This is a genomic window from Nostoc sp. 'Peltigera membranacea cyanobiont' 213, from assembly GCF_002245975.1.
Classification (GTDB): domain Bacteria; phylum Cyanobacteriota; class Cyanobacteriia; order Cyanobacteriales; family Nostocaceae; genus Nostoc.
The window spans coordinates 50,468-66,392 of sequence record NZ_NOLI01000029.1 but is presented as its reverse complement, the minus strand read 5'-3'; the positions used below and the strand labels follow the sequence as shown (position 1 = coordinate 66,392).

17 protein-coding genes are annotated in these 15,925 nt (G+C 42.0%); 10 read left to right on the top strand and 7 right to left on the bottom strand.

Annotated features, from left to right (window positions below; all coding sequences use genetic code 11):
* Positions 1–72: 72 nt before the first annotated feature.
* Both CDG77_RS11240 and CDG77_RS11235 read right to left on the bottom strand, forming a co-directional pair.
* Positions 73–2,118, bottom strand: coding sequence for a hybrid sensor histidine kinase/response regulator (locus CDG77_RS11240; RefSeq protein WP_094329457.1), 2,046 nt, complete (start codon positions 2,116–2,118; stop codon positions 73–75).
* Between the two features lie 4 nt (positions 2,119–2,122).
* Positions 2,123–2,695: a chemotaxis protein CheB gene (locus CDG77_RS11235; RefSeq protein WP_094329464.1), complete on the bottom strand. Its 573-nt coding sequence runs from the start codon at positions 2,693–2,695 to the stop codon at positions 2,123–2,125.
* A 752-nt stretch (positions 2,696–3,447) separates the two neighbouring features.
* Between CDG77_RS11235 and CDG77_RS11230 the strand changes: the two genes are divergently transcribed.
* The 5 genes from CDG77_RS11230 (at position 3,448) to CDG77_RS11205 (ending at position 8,136) form a co-directional block, all read left to right on the top strand.
* Positions 3,448–3,948 carry a DUF2231 domain-containing protein gene (locus CDG77_RS11230; protein ID WP_094329456.1) on the top strand — a complete coding sequence of 167 codons (501 nt, stop codon included), beginning with the start codon at positions 3,448–3,450 and terminating at the stop codon, positions 3,946–3,948.
* Positions 3,945–4,562 (top strand): DUF2231 domain-containing protein, encoded by a 618-nt coding sequence (locus tag CDG77_RS11225; RefSeq protein WP_094329455.1) that lies wholly within the window; start codon positions 3,945–3,947, stop codon positions 4,560–4,562. The genes CDG77_RS11230 and CDG77_RS11225 overlap by 4 nt, the downstream gene beginning before the upstream one ends.
* 43 nt (positions 4,563–4,605) lie before the next feature.
* The gene (locus tag CDG77_RS11220) at positions 4,606–5,526 is read left to right on the top strand and encodes a cytochrome c oxidase subunit II (RefSeq protein WP_094329454.1); all 921 of its coding nucleotides are present in this window, start codon (positions 4,606–4,608) and stop codon (positions 5,524–5,526) included.
* Between the two features lie 13 nt (positions 5,527–5,539).
* Positions 5,540–7,201, top strand: coding sequence for a cytochrome c oxidase subunit I (gene ctaD, locus CDG77_RS11215; protein WP_094329453.1), 1,662 nt, complete (start codon positions 5,540–5,542; stop codon positions 7,199–7,201).
* 332 nt (positions 7,202–7,533) lie between these two features.
* Positions 7,534–8,136, top strand: coding sequence for a cytochrome c oxidase subunit 3 (locus tag CDG77_RS11205; RefSeq protein ID WP_094329451.1), 603 nt, complete (start codon positions 7,534–7,536; stop codon positions 8,134–8,136).
* Positions 8,137–8,261: 125 nt separating this feature from the next.
* Here CDG77_RS11205 and CDG77_RS11200 read toward each other — a convergent pair whose 3' ends face one another.
* The 3 genes from CDG77_RS11200 to CDG77_RS11190 all read right to left on the bottom strand — a co-directional run bounded on the left by CDG77_RS11200 (position 8,262) and on the right by CDG77_RS11190 (position 10,799).
* Positions 8,262–9,041 carry a hypothetical protein gene (locus tag CDG77_RS11200; protein ID WP_094329450.1) on the bottom strand — a complete coding sequence of 260 codons (780 nt, stop codon included), beginning with the start codon at positions 9,039–9,041 and terminating at the stop codon, positions 8,262–8,264.
* A 165-nt stretch (positions 9,042–9,206) separates the two neighbouring features.
* On the bottom strand, positions 9,207–10,043 hold the full coding sequence (locus CDG77_RS11195; protein WP_094329449.1) for a CheR family methyltransferase: 837 nt from the start codon (positions 10,041–10,043) through the stop codon (positions 9,207–9,209).
* 210 nt (positions 10,044–10,253) lie between these two features.
* Complete coding sequence (locus tag CDG77_RS11190) at positions 10,254–10,799, bottom strand: hypothetical protein (protein ID WP_094329448.1); 546 nt, start codon at positions 10,797–10,799, stop codon at positions 10,254–10,256.
* 311 nt (positions 10,800–11,110) lie between these two features.
* Here CDG77_RS11190 and CDG77_RS38495 point away from each other — a divergent pair, with 311 nt between their 5' ends.
* The 4 genes from CDG77_RS38495 to CDG77_RS11175 all read left to right on the top strand — a co-directional run bounded on the left by CDG77_RS38495 (position 11,111) and on the right by CDG77_RS11175 (position 12,944).
* Positions 11,111–11,392, top strand: a complete 282-nt coding sequence (locus CDG77_RS38495) for a Uma2 family endonuclease (RefSeq protein ID WP_262985149.1) — start codon at positions 11,111–11,113, stop codon at positions 11,390–11,392.
* Positions 11,383–11,628 (top strand): Uma2 family endonuclease, encoded by a 246-nt coding sequence (locus tag CDG77_RS38490; protein ID WP_317615915.1) that lies wholly within the window; start codon positions 11,383–11,385, stop codon positions 11,626–11,628. Before CDG77_RS38495 ends, CDG77_RS38490 begins: the two co-directional genes overlap by 10 nt.
* A 160-nt stretch (positions 11,629–11,788) precedes the next feature.
* The gene (locus tag CDG77_RS11180; RefSeq protein WP_094329447.1) at positions 11,789–12,340 is read left to right on the top strand and encodes a DUF2231 domain-containing protein; all 552 of its coding nucleotides are present in this window, start codon (positions 11,789–11,791) and stop codon (positions 12,338–12,340) included.
* A gap of 382 nt (positions 12,341–12,722) precedes the next feature.
* Positions 12,723–12,944: a hypothetical protein gene (locus CDG77_RS11175; protein WP_094329446.1), complete on the top strand. Its 222-nt coding sequence runs from the start codon at positions 12,723–12,725 to the stop codon at positions 12,942–12,944.
* Between the two features lie 5 nt (positions 12,945–12,949).
* Here CDG77_RS11175 and CDG77_RS11170 read toward each other — a convergent pair whose 3' ends face one another.
* The gene (locus CDG77_RS11170; RefSeq protein WP_181154510.1) at positions 12,950–13,171 is read right to left on the bottom strand and encodes a ferredoxin-thioredoxin reductase variable chain; all 222 of its coding nucleotides are present in this window, start codon (positions 13,169–13,171) and stop codon (positions 12,950–12,952) included.
* A gap of 655 nt (positions 13,172–13,826) precedes the next feature.
* Here CDG77_RS11170 and CDG77_RS11165 point away from each other — a divergent pair.
* The gene (locus CDG77_RS11165) at positions 13,827–14,570 is read left to right on the top strand and encodes a M50 family metallopeptidase (protein ID WP_094329445.1); all 744 of its coding nucleotides are present in this window, start codon (positions 13,827–13,829) and stop codon (positions 14,568–14,570) included.
* A gap of 31 nt (positions 14,571–14,601) precedes the next feature.
* Here CDG77_RS11165 and CDG77_RS11160 read toward each other — a convergent pair whose 3' ends face one another.
* Positions 14,602–15,606 (bottom strand): 2-hydroxyacid dehydrogenase, encoded by a 1,005-nt coding sequence (locus CDG77_RS11160; protein ID WP_094329444.1) that lies wholly within the window; start codon positions 15,604–15,606, stop codon positions 14,602–14,604.
* Between the last annotated feature and the right edge of the window lie 319 nt (positions 15,607–15,925).

Below are 15,925 nucleotides of genomic sequence, written 5' to 3'. Positions count from 1 at the left end.
GGATTGGGGATTGGGGATTGGGGATTGGGGATTGGGTATTAGTTATGTCATTCCCCATTCCCCAGTTCAAAATCAACTCACTGGAACTTCCACAGGTAGCTTTAATACATTGGCAACCATCGCAATTAATTTAGTGGGGTCTATTGGCTTAGATAAATGCTGCTGAAACCCTGCTGAAAGAGCTTTTAAGCGGTCTTCCTCTCGTGTGTATGCTGTTAAAGCGATCGCTGGAATACATCCACCTTTTTCTGGTTCTAAAGAGCGGAGTTTGCGAATCAGCGTATAACCATCTTGCTCTGACATACCGATGTCGCTAATCAGGATATCTGCTTTTGCTTGTTCAAGCACTGCTAGCGCTTCATCAACTGATGCTACTGCAATGGCAAATGCCCCATACTCCTCAAACATAAAACTGAGAAAGTTACGGGTATCTGCTTCATCATCTACAACTAAAACCCTTAATCCAGCAAGGGGTGTCGATGCCACAGAAGAAGAAATTTCTCCTGTGGCTTCTCTATTTCCCCTATTACCCCGATTGTCTTGTAGCAGTGGCAGTTTCACAGTGAAGGTTGCCCCTTGTCCAGTGCCTAGACTTTGGGCAAATATTGTACCTTTATGCAGTTCCACTAAATGACGGACGATCGCTAGTCCTAGTCCTAATCCATTGTGCGATCGCGTTGTGGTGCTGTCTGCTTGCCGGAAACGCTCAAATACTTTCGGTAAAAACTCGGAACTTATACCAATACCTGTATCGATAACTTTAATTTGGGCGTATTTTTTAGTTGTTTGTTGTTCTTCACCCCAGACTACTGACAGATTCACTTCTACCCTGCCGCCCTTGGGGGTAAACTTAATGGCATTAGTTAGTAGATTCCATACTATTTGCTGTAACCGCGCTGGATCGCCATAAACTGACCCTACCGAAGTATCTAACATAGTATTTAATAGAATTTCTTTTGGATCTGCTAGGGGACGCACTGCTTCTAAGGCTGCCTCCATAACCGAGATGAGATTCACCGCAGATACATTTAACCGCAACTGTCCGCGGATAATCCGGGATACATCTAAGATATCCTCAATTAGTTGCATCTGAGATATAGCATTGCGTTCAATGGCTTCTAGAGCGCGAGAAGTGGCTTTGTCGTCAAGTTTCTTAGAGCGGAGAATTTTTGACCAGCCCAGCATCGAGGTTAGGGGTGTGCGGAGTTCGTGGGAGAGAACGGCAAGAAACTCATCTTTCATTCGATTTGCGGCTTCTGCTTCTTGTCGTGCGGTTTGTTCTCGAATTACTTGAGCGCGGACTTCTTCTGCTTGCTTCCGTTCAGTAATATCTTCGAGAGTGCCGACATATCCCAACAATTCCCCTTGACCGGAAAGCATCGGTGATGAGCGAACCTGAACCCAACGGACGATGCCTTGAGCAGTTTGAAAGCGAAACTCTTCAGAGTAGTCACGGCCATAATAAATGTAGCTAGACCAACTGGCAACTGCTTGTTCTCTATCTTCTGGATGAACAGATTCTAGCCAGCTTTTTTCTAAACTCTCTGCTGCTTTCAAACCACAAATTGCTTGGTAGCGAGGATTTGTATATCTACATCCTCCTTCAGTATCAATTTCAAAAATGCCGACGGGCGAACAGGTACTCAGCGATCGCAATCGTTCTTCACTTTGCCTGAGTGACCCATTCACAGCTACTAATTGTGCAGTTTGTTGCTTGACGGCTTCTGTTTTCTTAAATAGTTCTACGAATACTGTGACTTTGGAAGTCAAAATATTGGGGTCTAATGGTTTGAGTAAATAATCAACTGCACCCAAGGCATAGCCTTTAAACAGCATTTGGTCGCTAGTGCTAAAGGCGGTGAGAAAGATAATAGGAGTGTGACGCGATCGCCCCCGATTCCGAATTAAGGTAGCAGTTTCAAAGCCATCCATCCCTGGCATTTGCACATCTAGCAAAATTACTGCAAAGTCTTGATGCAGCAGACACCTCAAAGCTTCTTCCCCAGAAGTCGCTCTCACCAAATTCTCTCCTAGTTTTTCCAGGATTGCTTCTAGTGCTAGCAAATTTTCTAGTTTATCATCCACTAGGAGGATGTTTACTTTGGGTTCCATCTGCATGGGCTTATTTCCGTAATGAGTGACAAAGCTTGACCATTTGGGAAGCAATGTTTGAGAGTGTCAAAATCCAGTCTACTGTAACAGCAGAAATTGCTGCTTCTGGCATAATATCGCTCTCAGCTGTAGTAGGTTCTTGGACGATAGCTAGTCCTCCCCGCGCTTTTATTTTCTTAAGACCTTGCATACCATCTTGATTTGCCCCTGTCAATATTACACCAATAACTTGCTCGGTGTAGACATCGCCTGCTGACTCAAACAGCACATCAATAGATGGTCTGGCATAGCAAACTGGCTCATCAGTCGAAAGAGCAAAGTGACCTGGCTCAACCAGTAAGTGATAATCTGCTGGAGCTAGATAGATATGTCCTGGTAGGATTTCTTCTTTGTCTTCCACTTCTCGAATCGGTAATGAAGTGAATTCTTGCAATAACTCCTGGAGTGTGTTGTTAGATTCCTTGTGACGGTGTTGCACGATCGCGATCGGTACTAAGAAATCTGCTGGTAACTTCCCCAGAATAATTTTTAATGCTGATAATCCACCTAAAGAAGTACCAATCACCACAATTTTAAACGACACTTGTTTAGTCCTCACAGGAAGCATCTCACCTTTGCAAATATACCTGGCGCTTAGAGTTCGCAGTTTATTTTGCACGCAAACTCAAGGAATTTGAAACCGAAGTCGGTGGGTTTTATCTGTATCGCCATAAATGACCTTCGCCAAGGCTAGACCTTGATTTGCATTTATACAAACTATCCAAAATTATATATTTTTGTCATAAGCATTACAATTAAAGATTTTATCATTGTGAAATAGTTGACAGATAAATATTATATTTAGGGGCTTTTTAATCTTAATTAAATGCCAGAATCGCTACATTATAGAAATACTTTTCAGTTAAATAACTAACTTTTAAAACTTTAATTATTATTGCTTTGACAATTCACAAAAATTTACTTAAGCTAAAAGATAGGTTAAGCAAATCAATAAACAACAGCAATTTTTTTAGCTCCACCAAGAATTGCTGTTACAGACTATTGGCATGAGGAAATTAATCACAATCACAATGATTCCCTGTAGGTAAGCTCACGAGATTTAGCTGCAAAAAGCTAAGACATGATTAAGCGTATTGCACCGCGCACTTATTGAACATATTCCGGTCAATTATGGATGGATACTTGTGATGAGATTAGTAAGTATCCATCAATCATGGAAGTTTTACTAGCGATTTGAGATTAGGGTCTTCTGGTTTATATCTCGTCAGAGGCGGAATAAATCTAAAATCCAAAATTGATTGACCACGGTGCGGTAGATATGTCCAGGAGAATACAATGCTTGAGTATTTTACATCATTGAACGACCATAATTTGCCCTATCCAGATACGGTTCATCCCATTGTTGTCCACTTCGTAATTGCGATGGTCTTGTTTTCGTTTTTCTGTGATGTAGTTGGCTATTTTACTGGTAAATCCAGTCTTTTTGAGGTGAGTTGGTGGAATATGTTGGTTGCCACCGTCGCCATCTTCGTTGCGATCGCTTTTGGTCAGTTTGAAGCAGGTTTAGCACAACCTTACAGCCTCGCTAAATCGGTGCTGAATTTGCATACACTTATTGGTTGGTCGCTTTCGGGAATCATCACGGCGCTTACAGCTTGGCGCTATGTAATTCGTGCCCGGAACCCGCAAAAAGTACCAATTTATTATTTGGGAGCCGGACTATTTTTAACCCTAATAGTTGGCTTGCAAGTATATCTCGGAGATGAGCTTGTTTGGGTGTATGGATTGCATACCGTACCAGTTGTGGAAGCAGTAAAGGATGGTCTGTTGCGATGAACTCAGAATTAATTGACCAATTGACCGGCTCTTTAGGCGCAAACGGATTACCTTACACTATTCCCATTCATCCCAACTTAGTCCATCTGACAATAGGTTTGTTCATTATTGGGATGACCTTTGATATCGTTGGTGTTCTGTTCCCCTTCCAAAAATGGATCTTCAAATTTTTGGCAATTACCGTGGAACGTCAGAATTTATTTGATGTTGGCTGGTACAACATGTTAGCTGCCAGCATCATCACATTTTTCACAGTGGCGGCAGGCTTTTATGAAATGCTGTTGGCAACACCACCAGCCGATATGAAAAGTGCCTGGGGATTGCAGGCGATGCAAACCATGATTTGGCATGGTGTGGGTGGTGTGTTCTTATTAGCGTTGATTGTTGGTATGACCATCTGGAGAGGTTGGCAGCGCTCCGTTTGGGGCAGACAAGAATATAAACAGTCAGATAGAGAAGTGCAGTGGTTGTATCTGTTCGCAGGCATAGCAATCATGTTCATTCTGTACATCCACGGCACACTAGGAGCGCAACTAGCCGCCGAATTTGGCGTACACAATACAGCAGATAATTTGCTGCGATCGCACCAAGACCTCAACACGACACTCAAATAATTCAATTGTCCTTTGATTAATGACCAATGACCAATGACCAATGATGAAAATCCAGAAGATTTTAAATATTTTGACGCTGCTTACAGGCGCGATCGCAGTGACTATTACCAGTCTCTGGATCGGTCAGCAAGCTTACTCTTGGCTTCCCCCCCAAGCGGCAGCCGAATCCGTACTAATTGATGATTTGATTAGCTTCTTAGTAACCCTCGGTGCCTTCATCTTCTTGGGAGTAACAAGTACTCTAATGTATTCTGTGATCTTCCATCGGGCGGTCAAAGATGACTTCACTGATGGCCCTCCCATTGAAGGTAATATCGCCCTAGAAGTTGTTTGGACAGCAATTCCTATTCTTTTAGTGTTGTGGATTGCAAATTACAGCTATCAAGTTTACGAACAAATGGGGATTCAAGGCCCATCAGAATTAGTTCACCTGCATAATCCATTGGGAATGCAATCAGCTTATGCAGAACCAAAAGATGCCCCAGCCTTAGCAGAACCCGTCGAGAAAATCGACGTACTAGCTAAACAGTGGGCGTGGGTTTTTCATTACCCCGAAAGAGATGTTACGAGTACCGAATTGCATTTACCTAGCGATCGCCGGATACGTTTAGCATTAAAATCGCAAGACGTTCTCCACGGCTTCTATATACCTGCATTTCGCCTCAAGCAGGATATTATTCCCAACCACGCCATCGACTTTGAATTTACTCCCATCCGCCCCGGCAAATACAGCTTGACCGATTCCCAATATAGCGGTACATACTTTGCGACGATGCAGGCGAATGTCATCGTCGAATCTCCTGAAGATTATCAGCAGTGGTTAGCCAAAATTGCAACCCAAAAGCCATCTCCAGCAAAAAATCAGGCAGCTGCTGAGTATGCCCAAACATCCAATCAATCAGTTCAAACTGGTTGGGTTACAGTTCCACCTGCTGCACCTCCTCTAGTCAATTCACCTGGTTGAAAGGAAAGTAACCATGACTAATGTTCCTATTGAAGGTATGCTTCTCCCTAATGAGAAGCCTAACCACGAATCTCCAGGTAACTGGAAAGAATACTTCAGCTTTAGTACCGATCACAAGGTAATTGGTATCCAGTATCTCGTTACCTCCTTCTTCTTCTTCCTCGTCGGCGGCATCTTTGCGATGGTGATGCGGGGAGAACTGATGACACCCGAATCAGATTTAGTCGATCGCACCGTCTATAACGGTATGTTCACCATGCACGGCACTATAATGCTGTTCTTGTGGACATTTCCCTCACTGGTTGGTTTTGCTAACTATTTAGTACCCCTGATGATTGGGGCGCGAGATATGGCATTTCCCCGCCTCAACGCCGTCGCCTTTTGGATGGTGCCAGTAGTCGGAATTATCATGATGGGTAGCTTCTTTGTCCCTGGCGGCCCAGCCCAAGCAGGTTGGTGGTCTTACCCGCCAGTCAGTCTCCAAAATCCCACAGGTAACTTGATTAATGGTCAAGTCCTCTGGTTGCTAGCCGTGGCAATATCCGGCGTATCCTCAATTATGGGGGCAGTTAACTTTGTCACCACAATCGTGAAGATGCGGGCCCCAGGCATGGGTTTCTTCAAAATGCCGTTGTTTGTCTGGGCAGTATTTAGCGCCCAAATTATCCAACTATTCGGACTACCTGCATTAACAGCTGGCGCAGTAATGCTGCTACTCGACCTCACAGTTGGTACTGCATTTTTCGACCCCGCCAAGGGTGGGAATCCAGTAATGTTTGAACATTACTTCTGGTTTTACTCCCACCCCGCTGTTTACGTGATTATTTTGCCCATCTTCGGCATTTTCTCGGAAATATTTCCAGTTTATTCACGTAAACCCTTATTTGGTTACAAAGTAGTTGCCATTTCATCCATTTTGATTGCAGTAGTTAGCGGTATCGTTTGGGTACACCACATGTACGTCAGTGGTACACCAGGCTGGCTGCGGTTGATTTTCATGTTGACGACGATGTTTGTATCTGTCCCCACAGGAATTAAAGTATTTGCTTGGGTAGCAACTATTTGGGGCGGTAAACTGCGGCTAAATACCCCCATGCTGTTTGCCTTGGGTGCATTAATCATGTTTGTCTTCGCCGGCATCACAGGCATTATGCTTTCTTCCGTGCCGGTTGATGTCCACGTTAACAATACCTACTTTGTAGTCGGACACTTCCACTACGTCCTCTACGGCACTGTGACGATGGGCTTGTATGCTGCCATTTATCATTGGTTCCCCAAAATGACTGGTCGGATGTACTCTGAAAGCTGGGGTAAAATCCACTTTTGGTTAGCATTCATTGGCACTAACCTCAACTTTTTGCCTATGCATCCTTTGGGATTGCAAGGGATGTTACGCCGAGTTGCTTCCTACGCCCCAGAGTATCAATTCTGGAATATCATTGCTAGCTTGGGCGGATTTCTCTTAGGAATGTCCACCTTGCCCTTCATCTTCAACATGGTGATTTCTTGGATGCAAGGCGAGAAAGCACCCAATAATCCTTGGCGGGCAATTGGATTGGAGTGGTTAGTTTCTTCACCCCCCCCAGTAGAAAACTTTGAAGAGATTCCCATCATCATCTCTGAACCCTACGGCTACGGTAAATCGGAACCCTTGACGGCTAACCTCTCAGAATAACCCAAGCTATTCTACCGTATACACACAAATCTTTTAGGTTACTCCGTAACTTAGGGTAAGTTAATTTTTGCAGGTTGATGCAACAAACTTGCAAGTCGATGCAACAAACTTGCAAGTCGATGCAACAAACTTGCAGGTCGATGCAACAAACTTGCAAGTCGATACAACAAACTTGCAGGTCGATGCAACAAACTTGCAGGTCAATGCAACAAACTTGCAGGTCAATGCAATAAAGGTAAAGTCAAAAGATTTGTGTGTACACCTTAGCACAACTAGCTACGTTTTCTTTGCGTTCTAAATTCAACCCTCAAGCTAAAAGCAAAACTTGACCAATGGACAGTTATATCAATTCAGATGAATTGCATCACAAAGGTGCAGAACATACCCACGACGAAGAAGGCAACAAAATGTTTGGCTTCATTGTCTTCCTCTTGTCTGAAAGCGTCATTTTCTTGAGTTTTTTCGCCGGATATGCAGTCTACAAAACAACAACCCCTAACTGGCTACCGGCTGGTGTTTCTGGGCTAGAAGTAAAAGATCCGACAATCAATACAGTAATTCTTGTCGCCAGTAGCTTTGTTATTTACTTAGCAGAAAAAGCCCTACAACGCCATGACTTAGTAAAATTTCGCCTGTTTCTCTTGACAACAATGGCGATGGGTACTTACTTTTTGGTTGGACAGGCGATTGAATGGAACGGCCTCGATTTTGGCTTCACCACAGGGGTATTTGGCGGGACATTTTACCTGCTAACAGGTTTCCACGGTTTGCACGTTTTCACCGGCATTCTGTTACAGTCAATTATTTTGGTACGTTCTTTCATCCCTGGAAACTACGATACGGGACACTTTGGCGTGAATGCAACTTCGCTGTTTTGGCACTTCGTCGATGTTATCTGGATTATTTTGTTTATCCTCATCTACGTTTGGCAGTAAATGAGAATGAGGGAGTAATTACTCCCTCTACTTATTTCTCTTTAGCAACACATCCTTCGGTAAAGACGCGATGAATCGCGTCTCTACAAATGGTTTATTTGTCGTATTCTTTTTTCAAATTGGTATTAGACTAAATAACTCGTATTTGGGACGATCGCAAAAAAGGCATACTCATACCAAGCAGTCCAAATAAAACTGCGAATCCATCGCTGACGTTTTTCGAGACTCAATTCATATTCAAAGGCCCCACGGGATATATCAATGGAAGATAGATGAGAGTTACAACCACAGCCGTGTTGATAAGTAAAACCGTATTTGGAAGCAATACTTTGCACCTTCATCTGAATCGCAAACACCTTACCTGCATGGAGTATGGCATCCCAAGAACGCTTGTGTTCGATATCGCGGGGATCAAATCTTAAAGCACGTTCTTCAAAAACACGATCGCGGTAAATTGGTGCTAGATGCACATGATAAAAGCTGGCAGGTAATTCATAGCCAAATTCGTTGAATAAATCTATACCAATGCGAGCCACTTTTACTTCATCAGCGAACTCGATTCCCTTTGACTCCAAATCGCGAAGAACTTTTTCAAAGTTTGGATAGCTGTCTTTGAGAAAGTCTTGCCCAAAAAACTCTAGGGTTTCCCATGCTAGTTGGGCAAATAGCTGAGAGAATGAGGGTATCAAGTGAGCTAGTTGGGGGCGATCGCTAAATAAGTCAACGTCACCATGCTGTAATTTGTATAGGAACAACTGTGCCATCTCAACATAGCTTTGGGGATGGGAAAGTCCGACACTCGTGGTTCCTCTAGCAATGTCTTGCCATGTAGAAGGTAGTTGAGAAACGTGAACCGCATTTTCTCCAGCAATGACTGCAACAGGAGGACATTCGAGAAGTTGCATCGACAATCTCCTTTAAGACTTCAATGTGTAATTTACCTTAAGCGATCGCTAAGTGTATCTTCTCAACACAATTAAAAATGTTTGACAGACTGTCTTTTGACAGAATTGCAACTTTGTTATCCCAAAAATACTTAGATTAAATCTAAAATCTAAAATCCAAAATTTTTAAGCCCCAGCTATTTTTTTATATAGTTTCTCTCCTTTGACTATCTCTTCATAGTGCTGTTCATAAGAGGTGAACCTGATGGATTCTTGTTTTCCTAAACCCAAAATACCAAAGGTACAAAGGCTATTATAAAACAGTTCGTGTACCCGCTTTTGAAGTACCTGATTGAAATATATCAGGACGTTACGGCAAAGAATGACATTAAACTCATTAAAAGAACTGTCAGTTGCTAAATTATGCTGGGCAAACACAACGTTTTCTCGTAATGATGCTCTAAAAATAGCATTATCATAAGCTGCTGTATAATATTCTGAAAATGACTTTTTGCCGCCTGCTTTCAGGTAAAGCTGAGTATATTCCTGCATCAGTTTTATGGAAAAAATGCCAGTTCTAGCACTTTGTAATACCTTCTCGTTAGTATCAGTTGCATATATTCGGCAACGGTGATAAAGTCCTTCTTCTTGTAGTAGAATTGCTAATGAGTAGACTTCTTCTCCCGTAGAACATCCAGCGTGCCAGATGCGAATAAACGGATAGGTTTGCAAGAAGGGAACAACTTGATTTCTGAAGGTGTTATAAAAACTAGGATCGCGAAACATTGATGTTACATTCACCGTCAGAGCAAGCAAAAATCGTTCCAAATAAGCACGGTTGTGCAGTAAACGCTCTTGCAAGGCAGAAATATTAGCTAATCCCTCTAATTGCATGAAGCTCTGAATGCGGCGCTTGAGTGAGGAAAGAGCATAATCGCGGAAGTCATAACCGTAGTATTGATACACCCCTTCCAAAAGGAGATGTATTTCAATATCCTCCAAGGTTGGTTTGGGTAAAGTCATAGTACGAATTAGCATATATGCTGAACCAGCTATTTAAATATACTGGTAATACATGGGTTAAGCTGCTTGGAGTTAATCAAACAACTGTTTTCCAAAACGTTTCATCTAGCAAAAATTATTTATATTCTAGGATACTAAGTTCTTAGAAGCCAAATGCATCTTACGCCTAAAGTAGCTTGCTGGATCTATTAAATTTGATAACGGTGCTACTTATGGGTTTAAGTTTAACTTAATTGCTGTCACTGCTAAAACAGCGATCGCTATTATTGAAATCCAAGCTAGCAATCTAACCTGGGAACGCAGATTGTTAATCTCTTGGTAAGGATTTTCTGTCGGTGGTATAGGATATGGCTGAAGTTCTGCAACTTCAACAGCAATTTCTTGAGGCACATTTTGAATCCTTTCAAAAGCTACCTGCGTATGTAGCCAATTAGTAATTAGTTGAGGACAATTTTTCTTAAACCAATTTAAAGCCAAAGTTTTAAAAACTGGTTTAGACATTCTGGCAATTAATTTCATCACCCTGTTTAGAGGCTTCACGCGAAGCTTTTGGTTGATTATATTGACTGAACCAACATCATAGAGACAATCCAGAATTAGTTTTACAGTGGCTTCTTCACTGTTAATCAGATTTTGCAGCAAAAGTAGAACGTCGCGCATCCGCTCTGCTTCAATGCGCTTTTCTGCTAATGTTTCTGGAATGTTTACTGAAGGATTTACGGTTGTATTTAAGGCGTTTTGTCTTACTATCGTCATATTAGTAACATAGCAGTCATGATAATGTCAGTACACCTATCTGCCGAGAGAAAGGTTTTTTATCTAGAGAGAGAACATAAAAGCCAAATTTTGTTTGTGAGACATATCACTATATCGTCCCTGGAAAAAAGCTATTTGTCTAGCTCCTATGAATCCTTTTATAATAAACCGCTTCAGACACAGAGAACGCAAAGCAGGAGAAGAGAATCTCAGTCTAAAATTGAAATATCTATCAAGCTTGCTATGACATTATCATGACCAGCGAAAAAATAACCGTCCAGTCTTTGTATACTGTAACTGATGAATAACTAATGCTGATGAGTTCGCAAAACTCAGAACTGCGATTTGAACGCAATGCGAATGGAACCTTAGAAACTATGCCCCCTACTGGTGGAATTTCTGGTAATCGAGAAATCAAAGCAGGAGCCTATTTGTTAAATTGGGTAGAAAGTCAGGATTTAGGTGAAGTTTTTAGTTCCAGTACAGGTTTTAGATTAGCAAATACGGCTGTTAGATCGCCTGGTGCTGCTTTTGTCGCTAAAGGACGTTTACCAGAAGTTGGGATCGACAAGAAGATAAATTTATTAACTTAGCACCGGATTTTGTAATTGAAATTCGTTCTAAAAATGACAGTTTGGCAAAACTCAAAGCCAAGATGGAAGAATACATTAGTAATGGTGTTCAATTAGGATGGTTAATTGATAGTAAAAATCAGCAAGCTTTTGTTTATCGTCGGGATGGTTCGATTACTCAATATCCAGCTACGGCAATATTAAGCGGTGAAGATGTTGTGCCTGGTTTTAATTTGCTTTTAACAAAATTATTATAAAATTTTGCCTCCGTATTTTATTTAAAATAAATCATGTAGTTATACTTTTAGACACACAATATTTAAATCTATATTCCATCATCAGATAGATAAGATTTTGATGTTAGTTTATTAAATTGATTCAAGGATACGCTATTTAGCTATTTATACGAGTCAATTTATGGAAAGTACAGAAACAACGCAAACAAGTTCAACACCTTTTCCAAATATTCCACCAGTCATTGAAAGTAACGACAGTGAGTATCTGGATACAGGTGTACCTAGCACAGTTGCGATCGCAGGACATCCACTACATCCCCTGAGTGTAATCTTCCCCATCGCCTTTTTAGCTGCCGCTTTGGGAAGTGACATCGGCTACTGGTTAACTGGTGATTTCTTTTGGGCTAGGGCTTCGCTATGGTTAATCGGCCTCGGATTAGCTGGAGGTTTACTCGCATCTGCCATCGGCCTGAGCGATTTTGTGAAAATTGAACGAGTCCGCAAGCGTACCGCCGGTTGGGTGCATTTGATCCTTAACGTTTCTATCCTTGTTTTATCACTCATCAACTTCCTTCTCCGTTGGGGCGACGCTGAATCCCGAATAGTACCTTGGGGACTGTTAATCTCGCTCGTTGTTGGTACACTAACCAGCGCTTCCGGCTGGTTTGGTGCCGAACTTTCCTATCGCCACAAAATTGGTGTAGTGGGTGCTGGTAGCAAAAGATACCCATAATTACGAATTATCGAGAAAGAGCATTTTGTCAAGGCTAAAATTTTCGTTAGTTTTTAGCCTTGACAAAATGCTTCAACATTGCAATCAAACAATATTTATTATTTATCGAAACAGAATTCAGGAGTCAGGAGTCAGAATTCAGTACCACTGGCGGATAGCACAGCGTAAAGCCTACGGCATAGATTAGCTTATAACGAGTCCGCGAGCGTCTGAATAAGATGTTTGAAAGTTTATAATGGATAACTTAACAAGGGGGTAATCGGAATCAAAGTCACCCTTTTTAAGGGGGATTTAGGAGGAACTAAAAGTATTTGATCCATCACTAGCAAATTTTAAAACATCCTCTAACTTCCAACTCCCAACTTCTAACTCAATTAACTTTATGTCTAAAAATTTACCTTATATTATGCCATCCCCTCAACCCCAAGTTGAGGAAGCTTTTGCAGCTTACCAAACAACTCACCAATTCTACCATGAAGTTCGGTCACGGTCAGAGTTTCAACGTTATTGTGAATGGTATTACACAACAGCAGAACAGCATCGCCAAGAGCTTAAAAGAATGCGCGGCGAACTGAATATTTTTCAGTGGTTTCGCCGGCGATAAGCGATCTAGATGACCTCTAACTCATTTTCACGTAAATGGGCTTTAAACTTTTTACTAAACTGGACTACAATCGGCAAATTAGCGCTTACAGGTCTGTCTCGCCATTGGGTGGCAATATTTACTACATCGCCTTCTGTGCCTTTGATGTCAAAAGCCTGATTCCGGTGTTCAGGATGATGATACACCACTACCGAATCTTTAACGCGGACGCGATCGCCAACTTTCATAACAACATTTACACCTAGCATTTGCTTTTCCACAAGTATCTGCTACAAAATATATGATTAAATCGCTTAAAATTTGATTTAATCAGCTATTTCTTGACGCTTCACAGGGGGGCGACGGCGCATTTAACCCTCTGCGTCCAGGCACGTTTTAGCTATCCGTGCATACTTTTGCAAGTTTTTGCCGCGTTAATGTTTATCACTCCCACCCTCCGTTTTACCCCAAAACTAGGGAAAAAAAGAAAATGAAGCGATATTTCAGATGTGCTTAGTACTTTGGCAAGAGATATAACCCAATCGTCTTCAGGGTAACTGAAAGTTTTCGGGCATTTTAAAACCCTTCATTTGGATGAAGGGTTTTAAAATCTGGTCAAGAGAATATTTTACACAATTCCTGGAACAACAGGTTCACGATTTTATTCAAGAGTTTATCTTGGATATGTTTACCGCCTAGCAATTTCTCATCTTGCTTACTGATGTTGGTTTTGATTAAAAAATAAATGCAAGCACAGTAACTATTTTAGCTATTGACTATATGTAATTTAAATGCTTATCAGTTTAAGTACACTAGGATAGAGAAAATACACTGTCCATTTTAGATTTTGAATTTTCCAGAAAATCTAAAATCTAAAATCTAAAATCCAAAATAGAGTGACTTATGAGGGAACCAAGTAAAAATTTAGAACCCTTGCTTACCAAAGAAGCCCCGCCAGTTGTCGAACGCATGGGGCTAACCTGGCTAATTGCAGCAGCGATCGCAACAGCTTTACTGTGGCAAGTACCAGCAGGTGATTATATCTTATACCCATTTACAATTCTGGCAACCTGGTTTCATGAAATGGGTCACGGCTTAATGGCACTCTTATTAGGAGGGCAGTTTCAGAAATTACAGATTTTTAGCAATGGTTCTGGTGTTGCAACTTATAGCATCCGGTCGTTATTGGGGCCAATTGGCCCGGCAATGGTGGCAGCAGCAGGCCCAATGGGGCCGCCTCTTGCTGGTGCGGCTTTGATTCTAGCTTCCCGCAGTTTTACAGCAGCAACCCTCTGTTTAAAAATATTAGGGAGTTTTTTGCTATTATCCACATTAATTTGGGTACGTTCCTGGTTTGGATTGGTAGCCATTCCCTTGTTGGGTTTAATAATCTTGGGTATCGCCCTGAAAGCACCTCGCTGGGCGCAAGGATTTGCCATTCAATTCCTGGGCGTACAAGCTTGTGTAAGTACGTTCCATCAACTCGATTATCTATTTAGTAGTTCTGCCGGCCCCCTGGGACTCTCTGATACAGCGCAAATGCAGCGATATTTGCTTTTACCTTACTGGTTTTGGGGCGGGTTGATGGCGATCGCATCTCTGGTGATTTTAGTCCAAAGTCTTCGCCTTGCCTATCGTTCAGAATGAAAATACAGATGAAGCGATCGCCAAACCTTACCTAAGCTGGCTGTTGAGCGCGAATTTCATTGGTACAAGGACGACCATTTTCAATATCAGCAATATTAGCAAAAGTTGTTTCTGCGATATTGTGGAGTGCTTCTGCTGTAAAAAAAGCTTGATGTCCAGTAATGAGTACATTGGGGAACGTTGTCAGACGTTGGAAAATATCATCTTGAATAATTTCGCCAGATAAATCCTCAAAGAACAACTCCGATTCTTGTTCGTAGACATCCACACCGAGATAGCCAATCTTACCAGACTTCAATCCCTCAATCACTGCTTGGGTGTCAATCAGCGCACCTCGGCTAGTATTAATTAACATCACGCCTGGCTTAATCTGTTCTATAGCCTCAGCGTTAATCAAGTGATGCGTTTCAGGAATCAGGGGGCAATGTAGAGAGATAATATCGCAGTTGGCAAATAGCTCAGGTAGTTCTACATACTTTCCACCTAGCGCCTCCAATTCGGGATTGCGATAAACGTCATAAGCGAGTAATTTACAGCCAAACCCCTTCATAATCTGTCCTAAAATCAGACCGATTTTGCCGGTGCCAACAATCCCCACTGTGCGCTCATGCAAATTAAATCCCAACAGTCCATCTAGGGAAAAATTGCCTTCTCGGACACGGTTATAAGCCCGATGAATTTTGCGATTCAGACTTAAAATCAATCCTACAGCATGTTCTGCTACTCCATAGGGTGAATAGGCGGGAACACGCACAACGGTAATTCCTAAATCTGCTGCGGCTTGTAAATCTACATTGTTAAACCCTGCACAGCGAAGGACAACCAACCGAGTTCCCTGTGAGGCGAGAAGCTCTAAAGTTGGGGCATCAACCCGATCGTGTACAAATACGCAAACCGCCGGAAATTCGGCGGCGAGGATAGCAGTATCCCGATTTAAACGGGGTTCAAAAAATACTAATTCGTGTTGTGGGGGAGAATTTGCAACTGACAAAAACTTCCGATCGTAGGCTTTTGTACTGAAGACTGCTACTTTCATGCAAAACCTCAAGCTGTATACTGCACGGTATTCGACTACATAATACCTTGGCAGTTAAAGAAGCGATGTCTATAACGGGCTATTCAACATCACAGCTTTGAATATTGCCAGTCTTCAGAATTGATGTTTGGTAAGCAATTTTATCAGGACTTACGCAACTGGCACAATGCGATCGCAGGTGATTTGTGTTTAATCGCAGATGATATAGGACTCATATTTGATTTTTGAAATACACGTAGGGTGTGTTATGCCGTAGGCTTAACGCACCACCCTTTATGTTTTGGTGCGTTACGGAAGCCGTAACACACCCTACACATAC